Genomic DNA, 15,337 nt, shown 5'->3' with positions numbered 1-15,337 from the left:
GTGCGGGTTAGACCGGAGCAGGCGCCCGGCGCTTGTCCGGCTGTTGCCAGCCATCCGCAGCGGCTTCTTCAATCGCTTGCTGGATGGCTTTCTTGCGGTGTTCTTCGGCACGGCGGCTGAAGAACCACACCAGAAAGGTCACCAGCGACACCGCCAACAGAATCAGGCTGGCCACGGCGTTGATCTCGGGTTTAACCCCAAGACGCACGGCCGAGAATACTTCCATCGGCAAGGTGGTCGAGCCCGGGCCGGACACGAAGCTGGCCAGTACCAGGTCATCCAGCGACAGCGCGAACGACATCATGCCGCCCGCCGCCAACGACGGCGCGATCATCGGGATGGTGATCAGGAAGAACACCTTCCACGGCCGCGCGCCCAGGTCCATCGCCGCTTCTTCGATCGACAGGTCCAGCTCACGCAAGCGCGCCGACACCACCACCGCCACATATGCCGCACAGAATGTGGTGTGGGCGATCCAGATGGTGACGATGCCACGCTCCTGGGGCCAACCGATCATCTGCGCCATGGCCACGAACAGCAGCAACAGCGACAGACCGGTGATCACCTCGGGCATTACCAGCGGCGCCGTCACCAGGCCGCCGAACAGCGTGCGGCCCTTGAACTGGCTGATACGCGTCAGCACGAACGCCGCCAACGTACCCAACGCGACTGCGGCCACCGCCGTGTAGCAGGCGATTTCCAGGGAACGTGCCACCGAGCCCATCAACTGGGTGTTGTCCAGCAGGCCCACGTACCACTTGATCGACCAACCGCCCCACACCGTCACCAGTTTGGATTCGTTGAACGAGTAGATCACCAGGATCAGCATCGGCAGGTAGATGAACAACAACCCCGCCACCAGCATAAAACTCGAGAAACTGAAGCGCTTCATATCTTGCCCTCCATCTCTTTGGCTTGGCTGCGGTTGAACAGGATGATCGGCACGATCAGGATCGCCAGCATCACCACCGCCAGGGCAGACGCCACCGGCCAGTCACGGTTGTTGAAGAATTCTTGCCACAACACTTTACCGATCATCAGGGTTTCCGGGCCGCCGAGCAGTTCCGGGATCACGAACTCGCCCACCACTGGAATGAACACCAGCATGCAGCCGGCGATGATGCCGTTCTTGGACAGCGGCACGGTGATTTTCCAGAAGCTGTTGAAAGTGCTCGAACCCAGGTCGGACGCGGCTTCCAGCAGGCTCTGGTCGTGTTTGACCAGGTTGGCGTACAGCGGCAGGATCATGAACGGCAGGTACGAATAGACCACGCCGATGTACACCGCGATGTTGGTGTTGAGGATCTGCAGCGGCTCGTTGATCAACCCCATGGACATCAGGAAGCCGTTGAGCAAGCCGTTGTTGCTGAGGATGCCCATCCACGCATACACGCGGATCAGGATCGCGGTCCAGGTCGGCATCATGATCAGCAGCACCAGCACGGTCTGCATCTCTTTGCGCGCGCTGGCAATCGCGTAGGCCATCGGATAGCCGATCAACAGGCACAGGATCGTGCTGAAAAACGCCATCTTCAGCGAGCCCAGGTACGCGGCGATGTACAACTCGTCGTCGCCGAGCATCGCGTAGTTGCCCAGGTTGAGCACCAATTGCAGCTTTTGCTCAACGAAGGTGTAGATCTCGGTGTAAGGCGGGATCGCGACGTCGGCTTCGGCGAAGCTGATCTTCAAGACGATGAAGAACGGCAGTGCGAAAAACAGGAACAGCCAGAGGAAAGGGATCCCGATGACCACATGCCGGCCACCGGGTGTTATTCGTTGCAGCTGGCGTTTGAATTTCTTCATGTTCATGAGCGAAGTACCACGCCGCTGTCGTCTTCCCACCACACATAAACCTGGTCACCCCAGGTTGGGCGCTGGCCACGGCGTTCGGCGTTGGCGACGAAGGACTGCACCAGCTTGCCGCTAGGCAGTTCCACGTAGAATACCGAATGGCCGCCGAGGTAGGCGATGTCGTGCACCTTGCCGCTGGACCAGTTGTGCTCGCAGGTCGGCATTTCGGTGGTCACCAGCAGCTTTTCCGGGCGAATCGCGTAGGTCACCGACTTGTCTTCCACCGAGGTGGCGATGCCGTAGCCCACGTAGATGTCGCGGTCCAGGTCCGGGCACTTGAGTACCGCGTGGCCTTCGGCGTCGTCCACCACTTGGGTGTCGAAGATGTTCACGTTGCCGATGAACTCGCACACCAGGCGGCTGGTAGGCGTTTCGTAGATGTCGATCGGGCTGCCGATCTGGGCGATCCAGCCCAGGTGCATGATCGCGATGCGCTCGGCCATGGTCATGGCCTCTTCCTGGTCATGGGTCACCATCACGCAGGTCACGCCCACGCGCTCGATGATCTCCACCAGCTCCAGTTGCATCTGCGAACGCAGCTTCTTGTCGAGGGCGCCCATCGGCTCATCGAGCAGCAGCAGTTTCGGGCGCTTGGCCAGCGAGCGCGCCAGCGCCACACGCTGACGTTGACCGCCCGACAGTTGATGCGGCTTGCGCTTGGCGTACTGGCTCATCTGCACCAGCTTGAGCATCTCGGCCACGCGGGCGTCGACCTCGGCCTTGGGGATCTTGTCCTGCTGCAGGCCGAAGGCGATGTTCTGCGCCACGGTCATGTGCGGGAACAAGGCGTAGGACTGGAACATCATATTGATCGGCCGCTCGTAGGGCGGCATGTCGGTGATGTCCACACCGTCGAGGTAAATGCGACCTTCGGTTGGGCGCTCGAAGCCTGCGAGCATGCGCAGCAAAGTGGATTTGCCCGAACCCGACCCGCCGAGCAAGGCGAATATCTCGCCTTTCTTGATTTCCAGGGACACATCGTCCACGGCAATCGTCTCGTCGAACTTCTTCGTGACCCGGTCGATTTTGACCAACACCTTTTTCGGTGTCTGGTCGCCCTCGAGGGCTTTCTTATAGGCGCCGGAGGCAACTGCCATTTACGAAACTCCCAACAAAATTTGAGGTTCGCCCAATACAGGCGAAACCTTGGATAGTTTGAGCCTTAAGCCTTACTTGCCCGTCTTGACCTTGGTCCAGCTACGGGTCATTAAACGTTGCACGTTCGGGGGTAACTCGAAGTTGACAAACGTCCGGTCGAGAACCGCCTGCGGTGGGTAAACCGCTGCGTCGGTGCGTATCGATTGCTCCATCAGTTTGTCCGCCCCTGGGTTAGGGTTGGCGTAACCGACGTAATCACTGACCTGAGCGATCACCTCAGGTTGCAGTAAATAGTTGATGAAGGCGTGGGCCTCTTTGACGTTGGCCGCGTCCGCCGGGATGGCCAGCACGTCAAACCACAAATTGCCGCCTTCTTTCGGAATCGTGTAGGCGATGTTCACGCCCTTGCCCGCCTCGGCCGCACGGGCCTTGGCCTGGAACACATCCCCGGAAAAGCCTGCTGCTACGCAGATGTTGCCGTTAGCCAGGTCCGAGATGTACTTGGAAGAATGGAAGTAGGTCACATAAGGACGCACTTTCAGCAGTTTCTCTTCGGCTTTTTTGTAGTCAGCCGGGTTGGTGCTGTTGGGGTTCAGGCCCATGTAGTTGAGCACTGCCGGCAGCATTTCATCTGCCGAGTCCATGAACGAGACGCCGCAGGTCGCCAGCTTCTTCATGTTCTCCGGCTCGAACAGCACGGCCCAGGAATCGATATGGTCGATGCCCAGCACTTCTTTGACCTTGTCGACGTTGTAACCGATACCGTTGGTGCCCCACAGGTACGGCACCGCGTACTGGTTGCCCGGGTCGTTCCTTTCCAGGCGTTTGAGCAGCGCCGGGTCAAGGTTGGAATAGTTAGTCAGCAATGACTTGTCGAGCTTCTGGAACGCCCCGGCCTTGATCTGCTTGCCGAGGAAATGGTTGGACGGCACGACCACGTCGTAACCGGTATGCCCGGCGAGCAACTTGCCTTCCAGGGTTTCATTGGAGTCAAACACGTCATACACCGGCTTGATACCGCTGGCCTTTTCGAAGTTGGCCAGGGTCTCGGGGCCGATGTAATCCGACCAGTTATAAATATGCACAGTCGGCGCGGCCTGCACGCTGACAGCCAGCGTGATACCTGCACCCACCAGCACCGCTTTGCGAAATAAAGAAATTGGCAAGTGGAGGTCCTCTTAAATAGTTGGGCCTTAAAGTTGTTGCCCGGCAACAAAACCGGCGCGCAACTTACCCTCGATAAACCGATCCGGCAAAACTTTCTGTCATTTAATTTGTGGGAGCGAGTCCGCTCCCACAGGTTTAAGGCTTATTTGCCCGATTTGATTTTGGTCCAGCTGCGGGTCATTTCACGCTGGGTTGCAGCCGGCAAGTCAGCAATGGCGTAGAGCTTGGCTTGCACATCGGCGGACGGGTAGATGCCCGGGTCGCTGGTGATGTCTTTGTCGACCAATGGGGTCGCCTTCTCGTTACCGTTCGGGAAACGTACGCTGTTGGTGATGGCCGCCATCACTTTTGGCTCCAGCAGGTAGTTCATGAACTTGTAGGCAGCATCGACGTTTTCGGCATCTTTAGGGATAGCGACCATGTCATAGAAGCTGCCGGCGCCTTCTTTCGGAATGTCGTAGGCAACCTTGACCTTGCCACCGGCTTCAGCCGCGCGGGATTTGGCCTGCTGGATGTCACCCGAGTAACCCACGGCGACGCAGATGTTGCCGTTGGCCAGGTCGGAGATGTACTTGGACGAGTGGAAGTAGCCGATCGATGGGCGCAGCTTGAGGAACAGGTCCTCGGCTTGCTTCAGGTCAGCTTTCTTTTGCGTGTCGGTCGGCAGGCCCAGGTAGTGCAATGCCACCGGCAGCATTTCGGTTGGCGAATCAAGGAAGCTCACGCCGCAGCTTTTCAGCTTGGCGATGTTTTCCGGCTTCATCAGCACGTCCCAGGAATCGATCTTGTCCACGCCCAGTGCAGCCTTGACCTTCTCCGGGTTGTAGCCGATGCCGATGGAACCCCACATGTACGGGAACGCGTGCTTGTTGTCCGGGTCGCTGACCGACACGGCTTTAAGCAGGGATTTGTTCAGGTTGTCGTAGTTCGACAGCTTGGACTTGTCCAGCTCCTGATAGACGCCCGCCTTGATTTGCTTGGCCAGGAAGTTGTTCGACGGTACGACGATGTCGTAACCGGATTTGCCTGCCAGCAACTTGGCTTCGAGGGTCTCGTTGCTGTCGAAAACGTCGTACACCACTTTAATGCCCGACTCTTTTTCAAAGTTGGCGATGGTGTCCGGAGCAATGTAGTCGGACCAGTTATAGACATGCAGCACTTTGCTGTCTGCCTGGGCCGCGCCCGCCATTGCGCCCATCAGGGACAAGGCGAGGAGTGTCTTGCCAGCGTTCTTCAAACCTAATGCCTTCATTTGGTGATGCTCCAATTTTTTCTTTTTTGGGCCACGTTCTTTAGTCGTCTCACGGCCCTTCCAAAGGGCAACAAAACAGGGCGACAGTCTGGCAAGTTCAGGGGCCGGCTTTCAACCAAAGCCCCCTTTAATACTGCTATTTGTAACTGTCCAGACGCAGCGCCCGAAGCCGCTGCGCACTGAGCCTAGCACTTAGCCCTGCAATGCCGCCAAAGTCAGGTCCAGGCACTGGCGAGCCTTGGTCACCAGCTCGTCGATTTCCGCCTTGCTGATCACCAGCGACGGCGAAATGATCATGGTGTCGCCCACGGCGCGCATGATCAGGCCATTCTCGAAGCAGAACGTGCGGCAGATCATGCCCACACCACGGCCTTCGTAACGTTTGCGCGTGGCCTTGTCCTGCACCAGCTCAATCGCACCGAGCATGCCCACACCGCGCACTTCACCCACCAACGGGTGATCAGCCAGTTCCCTCAGACGTTTCTGCAAATACGGTGCCGTTTCGTCGTGCACACGCTTAACGATTTTTTCATCGCGCATGATGCGGATGTTTTCCAGGGCTACCGCTGCCGCCACCGGGTGACCGGAGTAGGTGAAGCCGTGGTTGAAATCGCCACCTTCGTTGAGCACCGCGACCACGTCGTCATGCACAATCAGGCCGCCCATCGGGATGTAGCCCGAGGTCAGGCCTTTGGCGATGGTCATCATGTGGGGCTTGAGGCCGTAGAAGTCGCTACCGAACCACTCACCGGTACGGCCGAAACCGCAGATCACTTCGTCGGCGACGAACAGAATGTCGTACTTGGCGAGGATTTCCTTGATGCGCGGCCAGTAGGTCTCAGGCGGCACGATCACGCCACCGGCGCCCTGGATCGGCTCGGCAATAAAGGCACCGACGTTGTCCACGCCCAGTTCCAGAATCTTCTCTTCCAACTGGTTGGCGGCCCACACCCCGAACTCTTCCGGGCTCATGTCGCCGCCTTCGCCATACCAGTACGGCTGGGCGATGTGGGTGATGCCCGGAATCGGCAAGTCGCCCTGCTCATGCATATAAGTCATGCCGCCCAGGCTGGCGCCGGCCACGGTGGAACCGTGGTAGCCATTCTTGCGGCTGATGATGGTTTTCTTGTTTGGCTGGCCCTTGATCGCCCAATAGTGGCGGACCATACGCAGCATGGTGTCGTTGCCTTCCGAGCCCGAACCGGTGAAGAACACATGGTTCATGCCGGCCGGCGCGATGTCGGAGATGACCTTGGCCAGTTCCAGTACCGGCGGGTGCGCGGTCTGGAAGAACAGGTTGTAGTACGGCAGTTCTTTCATCTGTTTGGCGGCGGCGTCAGCCAGTTCATCGCGACCGTAACCGATCGCCACGCACCACAGGCCGGCCATGCCGTCGAGGATCTTGTTGCCTTCGCTGTCCCACAGGTAAACGCCGTGGGCTTTGGTGATGATCCGTGGGCCTTTCACTTTCAATTGCTTGAAGTCGCTGAACGGCGCCAGGTGGTGATCATTGCTCAAGGCTTGCCATTCACGGGTTTGCGGGTTGTTGCTGGACATACCAATCTCCTAGACTTTTTCAGGTGAGGGCGCGCCTTTCCTACGGCGCGCCCGGCGCATCAGACGGCGAAGAGCAGGAATTCCCGCTCCCACGAACTGATCACGCGCTTGAAGTTTTCATGCTCGGCCCGCTTGACCGCGACGTAGCCTGTGATGAATTTTTGCCCCAGGTATTTCTCGATGGTCTTGCTGTTTTCCATCCGCTCCAGGGCGTCTTCGATGGTCAACGGCAGGCGCAGGTTGCGGCGCTCATAACCACGGCCCACCACCGGCGCGCTCGGGTTATGGCCTTCGACCATGCCGATGTAGCCGCACAACAGGCTGGCGGCAATCGCCAGGTACGGGTTGGCGTCGGCGCCCGGCAGGCGGTTTTCCACGCGACGGTTCTGCGGGCCGGCATCCGGTACGCGCAGGCCGACGGTGCGGTTCTCTTCGCCCCACTCCACGTTTACCGGCGCCGAGGTGTCGGGCAGGAAGCGGCGGAACGAGTTCACGTTAGGCGCAAACAGCGGCAGCAATTCAGGGATGAATTTCTGCAGGCCGCCAATATGATTAAGGAACAGCTGGCTCATGGTCCCGTCTTCATTGGAAAAGACGTTCTTGCCGGTGGCGATGTCGATGATGCTCTGGTGCAAGTGCATCGCGCTGCCGGGCTCGCCGGTCATCGGCTTGGCCATAAAAGTGGCGGCCACGTTGTGCTTGAGCGCGGCCTCACGCATGGTGCGCTTGAACACCAGGATCTGGTCGGCCAGGGACAGGGCATCGCCGTGACGGAAGTTGATTTCCATCTGCGCCGTGCCGTCCTCGTGGATCAGCGTGTCGAGGTCCAGCTCCTGCAGTTCGCACCAGTCGTAGACGTCTTCGAACAATGGGTCGAATTCGTTGGCGGCTTCTATAGAGAAGGACTGGCGACCGGTTTCCGGGCGGCCGGAACGGCCAATCGGCGGTTGCAGCGGGAAGTCCGGGTCTTCGCAGCGTTTGGTCAGGTAAAACTCCATCTCTGGCGCCACGATGGGCTGCCAGCCTCTGTCGGAATAGAGTTTCAGAACCTTCTTGAGCACGTTGCGCGGCGACAGCTCAATCGGGTTGCCTTGCTTGTCGTAGGTGTCGTGGATCACCTGGGCGGTAGGCTCGATGGCCCATGGCACCAGGAACACCGCGTTCTGGTCGGGGCGGCAGATCATGTCGATGTCGGCCGGGTCGAGCAATTCGTAATAGATGTCGTCTTCGACATAGTCGCCGGTCACGGTCTGCAACAGAACGCTCTCGGGCAGGCGCATGCCTTTTTCGGCGATGAACTTGTTGGTCGGCGAGATCTTGCCCCGGGTGATGCCGGTGAGGTCGCCAATCATGCATTCGACTTCTGTGATCTTGTGGTCTTTCAACCAATCGGTGAGCTGGTCGAGGTTGTTACTCATAAATGCCTCTGGGCTGGGTTTCCTGGCATCCGTTAAAGGCCAGGCGTTGGTGGACGCAGCATCCGCGTCGTCTTTTCGTTCAGGGTAGGAGCTTACCTGCCATTTGCTGCAGCGTTGCATTCCTCACGCCAAAGTCGTGCAGAATCATGAGCAGCACCCCGCACGGGAGCCGCTCAGTGACAGGCACGAAGGAAATGAGGGAGCAGAAAAGAGGTCAGCCAAGGCGTCAAGAATATTGGCCGGGGCGCGGTCATTCACGAGGGAAAATTGAACGGGTGACAAGACTTGTCTGAAACAGGTTGAAGCGCCGAGTAGCGGCAGGCGAGACATGAAGCACCCCGGTATTATTGCTGTTATGGGTTTGAATCGAGCTTAGCCTTGTTCATTTTTTTACACAACACCCCCGTAAAAAATACAACACGGCCCGCTCAAGCCTGCTAGTCCCAAGGCCTTCAATCCCAAAAAACCGCCCCAAAAAGCCCCAAAAAAGGCCTCACGGCGCTTTTTTAGGGCAAAAAAGCCCTCGCTTGACTTCGGCATGCCGTTCGGGTTGACTGAAACCAGAAAAGATCAATGATTGATATTTTTAACAACAAAGGTGTTGCATCATGTCGGTACCCCCGCGTGCCGTTCAGCTTAACGAAGCGAACGCGTTCCTTAAGGATCATCCTGAGGTTCTGTACGTAGACCTTCTAATTGCGGATATGAATGGTGTGGTGCGCGGCAAGCGCATCGAACGCACCAGCCTCCACAAGGTTTACGAGAAGGGCATTAACCTGCCTGCCTCTTTATTTGCCCTGGATATCAACGGCTCGACGGTGGAAAGCACCGGCCTGGGTCTGGACATCGGTGATGCTGACCGAATCTGTTATCCAATCCCCGATACCCTGTGCAATGAACCCTGGCAAAAGCGCCCAACCGCGCAACTGCTGATGACCATGCACGAACTTGAAGGTGAACCTTTCTTCGCCGATCCTCGCGAAGTGCTCCGCCAAGTTGTAAGCAAATTTGACGACCTCGGTCTGACCATCTGCGCCGCCTTCGAGCTTGAGTTCTACCTGATCGACCAGGAGAACGTGAACGGCCGCCCACAACCGCCCCGCTCGCCGATCTCCGGCAAACGCCCGCACTCGACACAGGTCTACCTGATCGACGACCTCGACGAATACGTCGACTGCCTCCAGGACATTCTGGAAGGGGCCAAAGAGCAAGGCATCCCGGCTGACGCCATCGTCAAGGAAAGTGCCCCGGCGCAGTTCGAAGTGAACCTGCACCACGTGGCCGACCCGATCAAGGCCTGCGACTACGCGGTACTGCTCAAGCGCCTGATCAAGAACATCGCCTACGACCATGAGATGGACACCACCTTCATGGCCAAGCCTTACCCAGGCCAGGCAGGCAACGGTTTGCACGTACACATTTCGATCCTGGACAAAGACGGCAAGAACATCTTTGCCAGCGAGGATCCCGAGCAGAACGCCGCATTGCGTCACGCGATCGGCGGTGTGCTCGAGACCCTACCCGCCCAAATGGCGTTCCTGTGCCCCAACGTCAACTCCTACCGCCGTTTCGGCGCACAGTTCTACGTGCCGAACTCGCCGTGCTGGGGCCTGGACAACCGCACCGTGGCGATTCGCGTACCGACCGGCTCGTCCGATGCCGTACGTATCGAACACCGCGTGGCCGGCGCCGACGCCAACCCTTACCTGCTGATGGCTTCGGTCCTGGCAGGCGTGCACCACGGTCTGACCAACAAGATCGAACCGAACGCACCGGTGGAAGGCAACAGCTACGAGCAGAACGAACAGAGCCTGCCGAATAACCTGCGCGATGCCTTGCGCGAGTTGGACGACAGCGAGGTGATGGCCAAGTACATCGATCCCAAGTACATCGATATCTTCGTCGCCTGTAAGGAAAGTGAGCTGGAAGAGTTCGAACACTCCATCTCCGACCTTGAGTACAACTGGTATCTGCATACTGTGTAAGCAGTTGCTGCTTTAAAAAATGCCGCAGGCTTAATGGCCTGCGGCATTTTTTTGCGCTGTTGTGGCGAGGGAGCTTGCTCCCGCTGGGCTGCGAAGCGGCCCCAATAAGATCACCGAGTTCCTCCAGGCAGAACCGGGGCGATGGTTTTGGGTCTGCTGCGCAGCCCAGCGGGAGCAAGCTCCCTCGCCACAAGTTATGGATCATCCAGTGGCTCTGCGTACAATGCGCTCTGCCTTGTAGGAGACTTCCATGACCACCCGCCCCGCCGCCCCTCGCAAACCCCGCGCCCGCAGCCAGGCCCGGATCGATGCGATCCTCGACGCCGCCCGTACCTTGCTGGCGACCGAAGGCGTGGCCAGTTTGTCGATCTACAGCGTGGCCGAGCGCGCGCAGATTCCGCCGTCATCGGTGTATCACTTTTTCGCCAGTGTGCCGGCCTTGCTGGAAGCGCTGACTGCCGATGTACACGCGGCTTTCCGCGCTGCGATTCAGGCGCCCATCGACCATGATTCACTCAAACACTGGCGCGACCTGTCCTACATCGTCGAGCAGCGCATGCTGAGCATCTACAGCAACGACGCGGCCGCGCGGCAGTTGATCTTGGCGCAGCATGGCCTTACCGAAGTGACCCAGGCGGACCGTCAGCATGATCTGGAGTTGGGGGATTTGATGCTCGAAGTGTTCAGCCGCCATTTCGACGTGCCGACGCTGCCAGCGGATGTGGACGTGTTTGCCTTGGCGCTGGAGTTGAGCGACCGCGTGTACGCGCGCTCAGTGCATCAGCACGGGCAGATTACGCCGCGCATGGCGGAGGAAGGCATGCGGGTGTTTGATGCGTATGTGGGGCTTTATTTGCCGGCGTATTTGCCTAAGCGCTGAGCCTTGTGGTGGCTGGGACGGCCTCTTCGCGAGCAAGCCCGCTCCCACATTTGAATGCATTCCACAGTTGGAACTCGGTCAAATGTGGGAGCGGGCTTGCTCGCGAAGGCGGCATCAAGAGCACCGCAGAATTCGATCACAACTTGGCGATCGACACCTCAGTGGATTTCACAAAGGCAATCACTTCGCTGCCAATCACCAATTCCAGCTCTTTGACCGAGCGAGTAGTGATCACAGACGTCACGATGCCGGACGCCGTCTGCACGTCGATTTCCGACAGCACGTCGCCTTCGACGATTTCCTTGATGGTGCCCTTGAACTGGTTACGCACGTTGATGGCTTTAATAGTCATGGTGTTTTTCCTTCGTGGGACAAGTGAGTTATTGAGCCCAACGCAATTGCGTAGGCAGCGGTGAAACAGGTTCGGGTTCCGGTGGCGAGCCGGGCAACGACAGCACACGGTTGAGCACTTCGGCTTCCAGCGCCGCCAGGCGATGTGAGCCCCGGGCGCGTGGGCGCGGCAGGTCGACGATCAGGTCGAGGCCAATCTCGCCGTCTTCGATCAGGATCACCCGGTCGGCAATCGCCACGGCTTCGCTGACGTCGTGGGTGACCAGCAACACAGTGAAGCCATGCTTCTGCCACAGGTTTTCGATCAGTTGCTGCATCTCGATGCGGGTCAGGGCATCCAGCGCGCCCAGCGGTTCATCCAGCAATAGCAAGCGCGGTTGGTGGATCAGCGCACGCGCCAAGGCCACACGTTGCTTCTGGCCACCGGACAAGGCCGCTGGCCACTCATTGGCGCGCTCGGCCAGGCCAACCGCTTCCAAGGCTTCCAGCGCTTTAGGGCGCCAGTTGCCCTTGAGACCCAGGCCCACGTTGTCGATGATTTTTTTCCACGGCAGCAGGCGCGCTTCCTGGAACATCAACCGCGTGTCTTCAATGGCTTCGCTCAGCGGCGCGGAGCCGGCCAGCAATTCGCCGCCGCTGGCTTTGTCCAGCCCGGCGAGCAGGCGCAGCAAGGTACTTTTGCCGCAGCCGCTGCGACCGACCACCGCCACGAACTGGCCGGCCGGAATGTGCAGATCAATCTCTTTGAGGACTTCCCGCGCACCAAAGGCCTTGCGCAATTTGCGCACCGCCAGCGGAATGCCCTTGAGCAGACGCGGAGGTTGTTGAGCGGTCATGCCGCACCTCCTTTATTCACTTGGTAAGCCGGGTGCCAGCGCAGCCACACACGTTCCAGGCCACGGGCAGCCAGGTCGGCCAGTTTGCCGAGGATGGCGTACATGACGATGGCCAATACCACCACGTCGGTTTGCAGGAATTCGCGGGCGTTCATCGCCAGGTAACCGATACCGGAACTGGCCGAGATGGTTTCCGCCACGATCAGCGTCAGCCACATAAAGCCCAGGGCAAAGCGCACGCCCACCAGGATCGACGGCAGCGCGCCCGGCAGGATCACCTGACGGAACAGGCTGAAACCGGACAAGCCGTAGCTGCGCGACATTTCCACCAGCGCCGGGTCGACGTTGCGGATGCCGTGGTAGGTGTTCAGGTAAATCGGGAACAGCGTGCCGAGGGCGACCAGGAAAATCTTCGCCGTCTCATCAATGCCGAACCACAAAATCACCAGCGGGATCAGCGCCAGGTGCGGCACGTTGCGGATCATCTGCACCGAGCTGTCCAGCAGGCGCTCGCCCCATTTCGACAGGCCGGTGATAAAGCCCAGGGCCAGACCGATGCTGCCACCGATCACAAAGCCCAGGCCGGCACGCCAGCCGCTGATGGCCAGGTGTGTCCAGATTTCCCCGGTACGAACCAGGTTGATCCCGGCCTCGATCACGGCGCTCGGCGCCGGCAGGATACGGGTCGACAACCAGCCTGCCGACACTGACAACTGCCACACCGCCAGCAACAGGATCGGCAGCACCCAAGGCGCAACGCGATGGCTTAATTTTTCAAAATTCATGACTACGCCTCAGCTCTGCGACGCAGCTTTGGGAAGGATGTCGTTGGCGACCATTTCGCCGAACGGGCTGACGTAACCGGCGCTTTTCGGCAGCTCGGGACGTTCGATATCCAGGTGCGGGAACAGCAGCTCAGCGACGCGATACGACTCTTCCAGGTGTGGGTAACCCGAGAAGATGAAGGTGTCGATGCCCAGCGCCGCGTATTCATTGACGCGTGCCGCAACGGTTGGCCCATCACCCACCAGCGCGGTGCCTGCACCGCCACGTACCAGGCCGACGCCGGCCCACAGGTTGGGGCTGACTTCGAGGTTGTCGCGGTTGCCGCCGTGCAAGGCGGCCATGCGTTGCTGGCCGACGGAATCGAAGCGCGCCAGGGAAGCCTGGGCACGCGCGATGGTGTCGTCGTCCACGTGGGAGATCAGTTTGTCGGCAGCTTTCCATGCCTCTTCGTTGGTTTCGCGCACGATCACGTGCAGGCGAATACCGAAGCGCACAGTGCGCCCAAGTTTCGCGGCTTTAGCGCGTACCTGTGCGATTTTTTCCGCGACCGCAGCCGGTGGTTCGCCCCAGGTCAGGACCATTTCCACCTGTTCTGCTGCCAGGTCCTGGGCCGCTTCGGAGGAGCCGCCGAAGTACAGCGGCGGACGCGGCTGCTGGATCGGTGGGTAGAGCAATTTGGCGCCTTTGACGCTGATGTGCTCGCCGTCGTAATCCACGGTTTCGCCTTCCAGCACACGGCGCCAGATACGGGTGAATTCCACCGAGGCCTGGTAGCGCTCTTCGTGGCTGAGGAACAAACCATCACCGGCCAGCTCTTCCGGGTCACCGCCGGTGACCAGGTTGAACAACGCGCGGCCTCCGGACAGCCGGTCCAGGGTCGCGGCCTGACGCGCGGCCACCGTCGGGGAAATGATCCCGGGGCGCAGGGCGACAAGAAATTTCAAACGCTGGGTCACTGGAATCAGCGAGGCGGCCACCAGCCAGGAGTCTTCGCAGGAGCGACCGGTAGGAATCAGCACGCCGCCGAAACCCAGCCGGTCAGCGGCCTGGGCCACTTGCTGCAGATAACCGTGGTCGACGGCGCGAGCGCCTTCGGCGGTGCCAAGGTAATGGCCGTCGCCGTGGGTAGGCAGGAACCAGAAAATATTGAGGCTCATGGAGTTGTCTCCTGAAGAAGTCGGATTACGGCGCTTTGGCAACGGCGGCGGGTGGCGTCCAGATCACGTCCTTGATGCTCAAGGGTTTGGGGATCAATTTGAGTTGGTAGAAGGCGTCGGCGATTTTCTGCTGGGCAGCGACCACTTCCGGGGTCAGGAACAACGCGCCGTAGCCTTGGCGTTTCACCGAGGTCAGGGTGATATCAGCCGGCAAGCCAAGCAGCGGCGCGACTTGTTCGGTGACGTCCTGCGGGTTGGCCTTGGACCATTCGCCCACCGCGCGCACTTCTTCGACCAACGCCTTGATCACTTGCGGGTGCTGTTCGGCGTACGGCTTGGTGGCCAGGTAGAACTGGTGGTTGTCGGCAATGCCGGTGCCGTCACGCAGGGTGCGCGCCTGCAGTTGTTTCTCGGCGGCGGCCTGGTACGGGTCCCAGATCACCCACGCGTCGACGCTGCCACGTTCGAACGCGGCGCGGGCATCGGCGGGTGGCAGGAACACGGTTTGCACGTCGGTGTATTTCAGGCCGGCATCTTCCAGCGCACGCACCAGCAGGTAGTGCACGTTGGAGCCTTTGTTGAGCACGATTTTCTTGCCCTTGAGCTCGGCCACGGATTTGATCGGCGAGTCTTTCGGCACCAGGATCGCTTCACTGGTTGGCGCTGGCGGCTCGTAGGCGACATACAGAAGATCGGCGCCGGCAGCCTGGGCAAACACCGGTGGGGTTTCACCGGTGACGCCAAAGTCGATGGAGCCGACGTTCAGGCCTTCGAGCAGTTGCGGGCCACCGGGGAACTCGGTCCATTGCACCTGCACGCCTTGGGCGGCCAGGCGTTTTTCCAGGGTGCCCTTGGCTTTAAGCAGCACCAGCGTGCCGTACTTCTGATAACCGATCCGCAGGGTTTCGGCGGCCTGGGCTTGAACAATGGCGCCGAAGGACACAGCCGCAGCAAACAGTGCGACCAGACCACGACGCAAGATGACAGTGCGCATGGCGC

General features: G+C 59.6%; 14 protein-coding genes. 2 read left to right on the top strand and 12 right to left on the bottom strand.

Going from position 1 to position 15,337, the window contains the following annotated elements:
* Positions 1 to 7 precede the first annotated feature (7 nt).
* The 7 genes from HX783_RS18115 to HX783_RS18085 all read right to left on the bottom strand — a co-directional run bounded on the left by HX783_RS18115 (position 8) and on the right by HX783_RS18085 (position 8,343).
* A complete protein-coding gene (locus tag HX783_RS18115; RefSeq protein ID WP_034116303.1) occupies positions 8 to 892 on the bottom strand; it encodes an ABC transporter permease subunit in 885 nt (294 codons plus the stop codon).
* Entirely contained in the window at positions 889 to 1,809 is a 921-nt protein-coding gene (locus HX783_RS18110) for an ABC transporter permease subunit (protein ID WP_145157884.1), read from the bottom strand. Before HX783_RS18110 ends, HX783_RS18115 begins: the two co-directional genes overlap by 4 nt.
* Positions 1,806 to 2,948, bottom strand: coding sequence for an ABC transporter ATP-binding protein (locus HX783_RS18105; protein ID WP_003195240.1), 1,143 nt, complete (start codon positions 2,946 to 2,948; stop codon positions 1,806 to 1,808). The genes HX783_RS18110 and HX783_RS18105 overlap by 4 nt, the downstream gene beginning before the upstream one ends.
* A gap of 72 nt (positions 2,949 to 3,020) precedes the next feature.
* Complete coding sequence (locus HX783_RS18100; RefSeq protein ID WP_177017792.1) at positions 3,021 to 4,115, bottom strand: polyamine ABC transporter substrate-binding protein; 1,095 nt, start codon at positions 4,113 to 4,115, stop codon at positions 3,021 to 3,023.
* Positions 4,116 to 4,258: 143 nt separating this feature from the next.
* Entirely contained in the window at positions 4,259 to 5,353 is a 1,095-nt protein-coding gene (locus HX783_RS18095) for a polyamine ABC transporter substrate-binding protein (protein ID WP_159961672.1), read from the bottom strand.
* Positions 5,354 to 5,560: 207 nt separating this feature from the next.
* Positions 5,561 to 6,925, bottom strand: a complete 1,365-nt coding sequence (locus HX783_RS18090; RefSeq protein WP_177017791.1) for an aspartate aminotransferase family protein — start codon at positions 6,923 to 6,925, stop codon at positions 5,561 to 5,563.
* Between the two features lie 59 nt (positions 6,926 to 6,984).
* Positions 6,985 to 8,343 (bottom strand): glutamine synthetase family protein, encoded by a 1,359-nt coding sequence (locus tag HX783_RS18085; protein WP_017139534.1) that lies wholly within the window; start codon positions 8,341 to 8,343, stop codon positions 6,985 to 6,987.
* Positions 8,344 to 8,951: 608 nt separating this feature from the next.
* Here HX783_RS18085 and HX783_RS18080 point away from each other — a divergent pair.
* Both HX783_RS18080 and HX783_RS18075 read left to right on the top strand, forming a co-directional pair.
* Entirely contained in the window at positions 8,952 to 10,328 is a 1,377-nt protein-coding gene (locus HX783_RS18080; RefSeq protein WP_010207341.1) for a glutamine synthetase family protein, read from the top strand.
* A 250-nt stretch (positions 10,329 to 10,578) separates the two neighbouring features.
* A complete protein-coding gene (locus tag HX783_RS18075; protein WP_159960785.1) occupies positions 10,579 to 11,208 on the top strand; it encodes a TetR/AcrR family transcriptional regulator in 630 nt (209 codons plus the stop codon).
* A gap of 136 nt (positions 11,209 to 11,344) precedes the next feature.
* Here HX783_RS18075 and HX783_RS18070 read toward each other — a convergent pair whose 3' ends face one another.
* From HX783_RS18070 to HX783_RS18050, 5 genes are read right to left on the bottom strand one after another with little or no spacing between them, the layout of a single operon-like run.
* Complete coding sequence (locus HX783_RS18070; RefSeq protein ID WP_003213899.1) at positions 11,345 to 11,560, bottom strand: molybdopterin-binding protein; 216 nt, start codon at positions 11,558 to 11,560, stop codon at positions 11,345 to 11,347.
* A 28-nt stretch (positions 11,561 to 11,588) separates the two neighbouring features.
* Complete coding sequence (ssuB, locus tag HX783_RS18065) at positions 11,589 to 12,395, bottom strand: aliphatic sulfonates ABC transporter ATP-binding protein (RefSeq protein ID WP_017139537.1); 807 nt, start codon at positions 12,393 to 12,395, stop codon at positions 11,589 to 11,591.
* On the bottom strand, positions 12,392 to 13,180 hold the full coding sequence (gene ssuC / locus HX783_RS18060) for an aliphatic sulfonate ABC transporter permease SsuC (protein ID WP_159960789.1): 789 nt from the start codon (positions 13,178 to 13,180) through the stop codon (positions 12,392 to 12,394). The genes ssuB and ssuC overlap by 4 nt, the downstream gene beginning before the upstream one ends.
* A gap of 9 nt (positions 13,181 to 13,189) precedes the next feature.
* On the bottom strand, positions 13,190 to 14,338 hold the full coding sequence (ssuD, locus tag HX783_RS18055) for an FMNH2-dependent alkanesulfonate monooxygenase (protein ID WP_177017790.1): 1,149 nt from the start codon (positions 14,336 to 14,338) through the stop codon (positions 13,190 to 13,192).
* Between the two features lie 25 nt (positions 14,339 to 14,363).
* Positions 14,364 to 15,332, bottom strand: a complete 969-nt coding sequence (locus tag HX783_RS18050; RefSeq protein ID WP_177017789.1) for a sulfonate ABC transporter substrate-binding protein — start codon at positions 15,330 to 15,332, stop codon at positions 14,364 to 14,366.
* Positions 15,333 to 15,337: the final 5 nt, after the last annotated feature.

Source organism: Pseudomonas sp. D2002 (assembly GCF_013385735.1).
Lineage (GTDB): Bacteria > Pseudomonadota > Gammaproteobacteria > Pseudomonadales > Pseudomonadaceae > Aquipseudomonas.
Note: the sequence above shows the minus strand (reverse complement) of the source record. Positions and strands in the feature narration are given on the sequence as shown.

Bases quoted from the DNA above. Each gene is read 5' to 3' on its own strand.
- HX783_RS18115 (WP_034116303.1), bottom strand. From the start codon at position 892: ATGAAGCGCTTCAGTTTCTCGAGTTTTATGCTGGTGGCGGGGTTGTTG.
- HX783_RS18110 (WP_145157884.1), bottom strand. From the start codon at position 1,809: ATGAACATGAAGAAATTCAAACGCCAGCTGCAACGAATAACACCCGGT.
- HX783_RS18105 (WP_003195240.1), bottom strand. From the start codon at position 2,948: ATGGCAGTTGCCTCCGGCGCCTATAAGAAAGCCCTCGAGGGCGACCAG.
- HX783_RS18090 (WP_177017791.1), bottom strand. From the start codon at position 6,925: ATGTCCAGCAACAACCCGCAAACCCGTGAATGGCAAGCCTTGAGCAAT.
- HX783_RS18085 (WP_017139534.1), bottom strand. From the start codon at position 8,343: ATGAGTAACAACCTCGACCAGCTCACCGATTGGTTGAAAGACCACAAG.
- HX783_RS18080 (WP_010207341.1), top strand. From the start codon at position 8,952: ATGTCGGTACCCCCGCGTGCCGTTCAGCTTAACGAAGCGAACGCGTTC.
- HX783_RS18075 (WP_159960785.1), top strand. From the start codon at position 10,579: ATGACCACCCGCCCCGCCGCCCCTCGCAAACCCCGCGCCCGCAGCCAG.
- HX783_RS18070 (WP_003213899.1), bottom strand. From the start codon at position 11,560: ATGACTATTAAAGCCATCAACGTGCGTAACCAGTTCAAGGGCACCATC.
- ssuB (WP_017139537.1), bottom strand. From the start codon at position 12,395: ATGACCGCTCAACAACCTCCGCGTCTGCTCAAGGGCATTCCGCTGGCG.
- ssuC (WP_159960789.1), bottom strand. From the start codon at position 13,180: ATGAATTTTGAAAAATTAAGCCATCGCGTTGCGCCTTGGGTGCTGCCG.
- ssuD (WP_177017790.1), bottom strand. From the start codon at position 14,338: ATGAGCCTCAATATTTTCTGGTTCCTGCCTACCCACGGCGACGGCCAT.
- HX783_RS18050 (WP_177017789.1), bottom strand. From the start codon at position 15,332: ATGCGCACTGTCATCTTGCGTCGTGGTCTGGTCGCACTGTTTGCTGCG.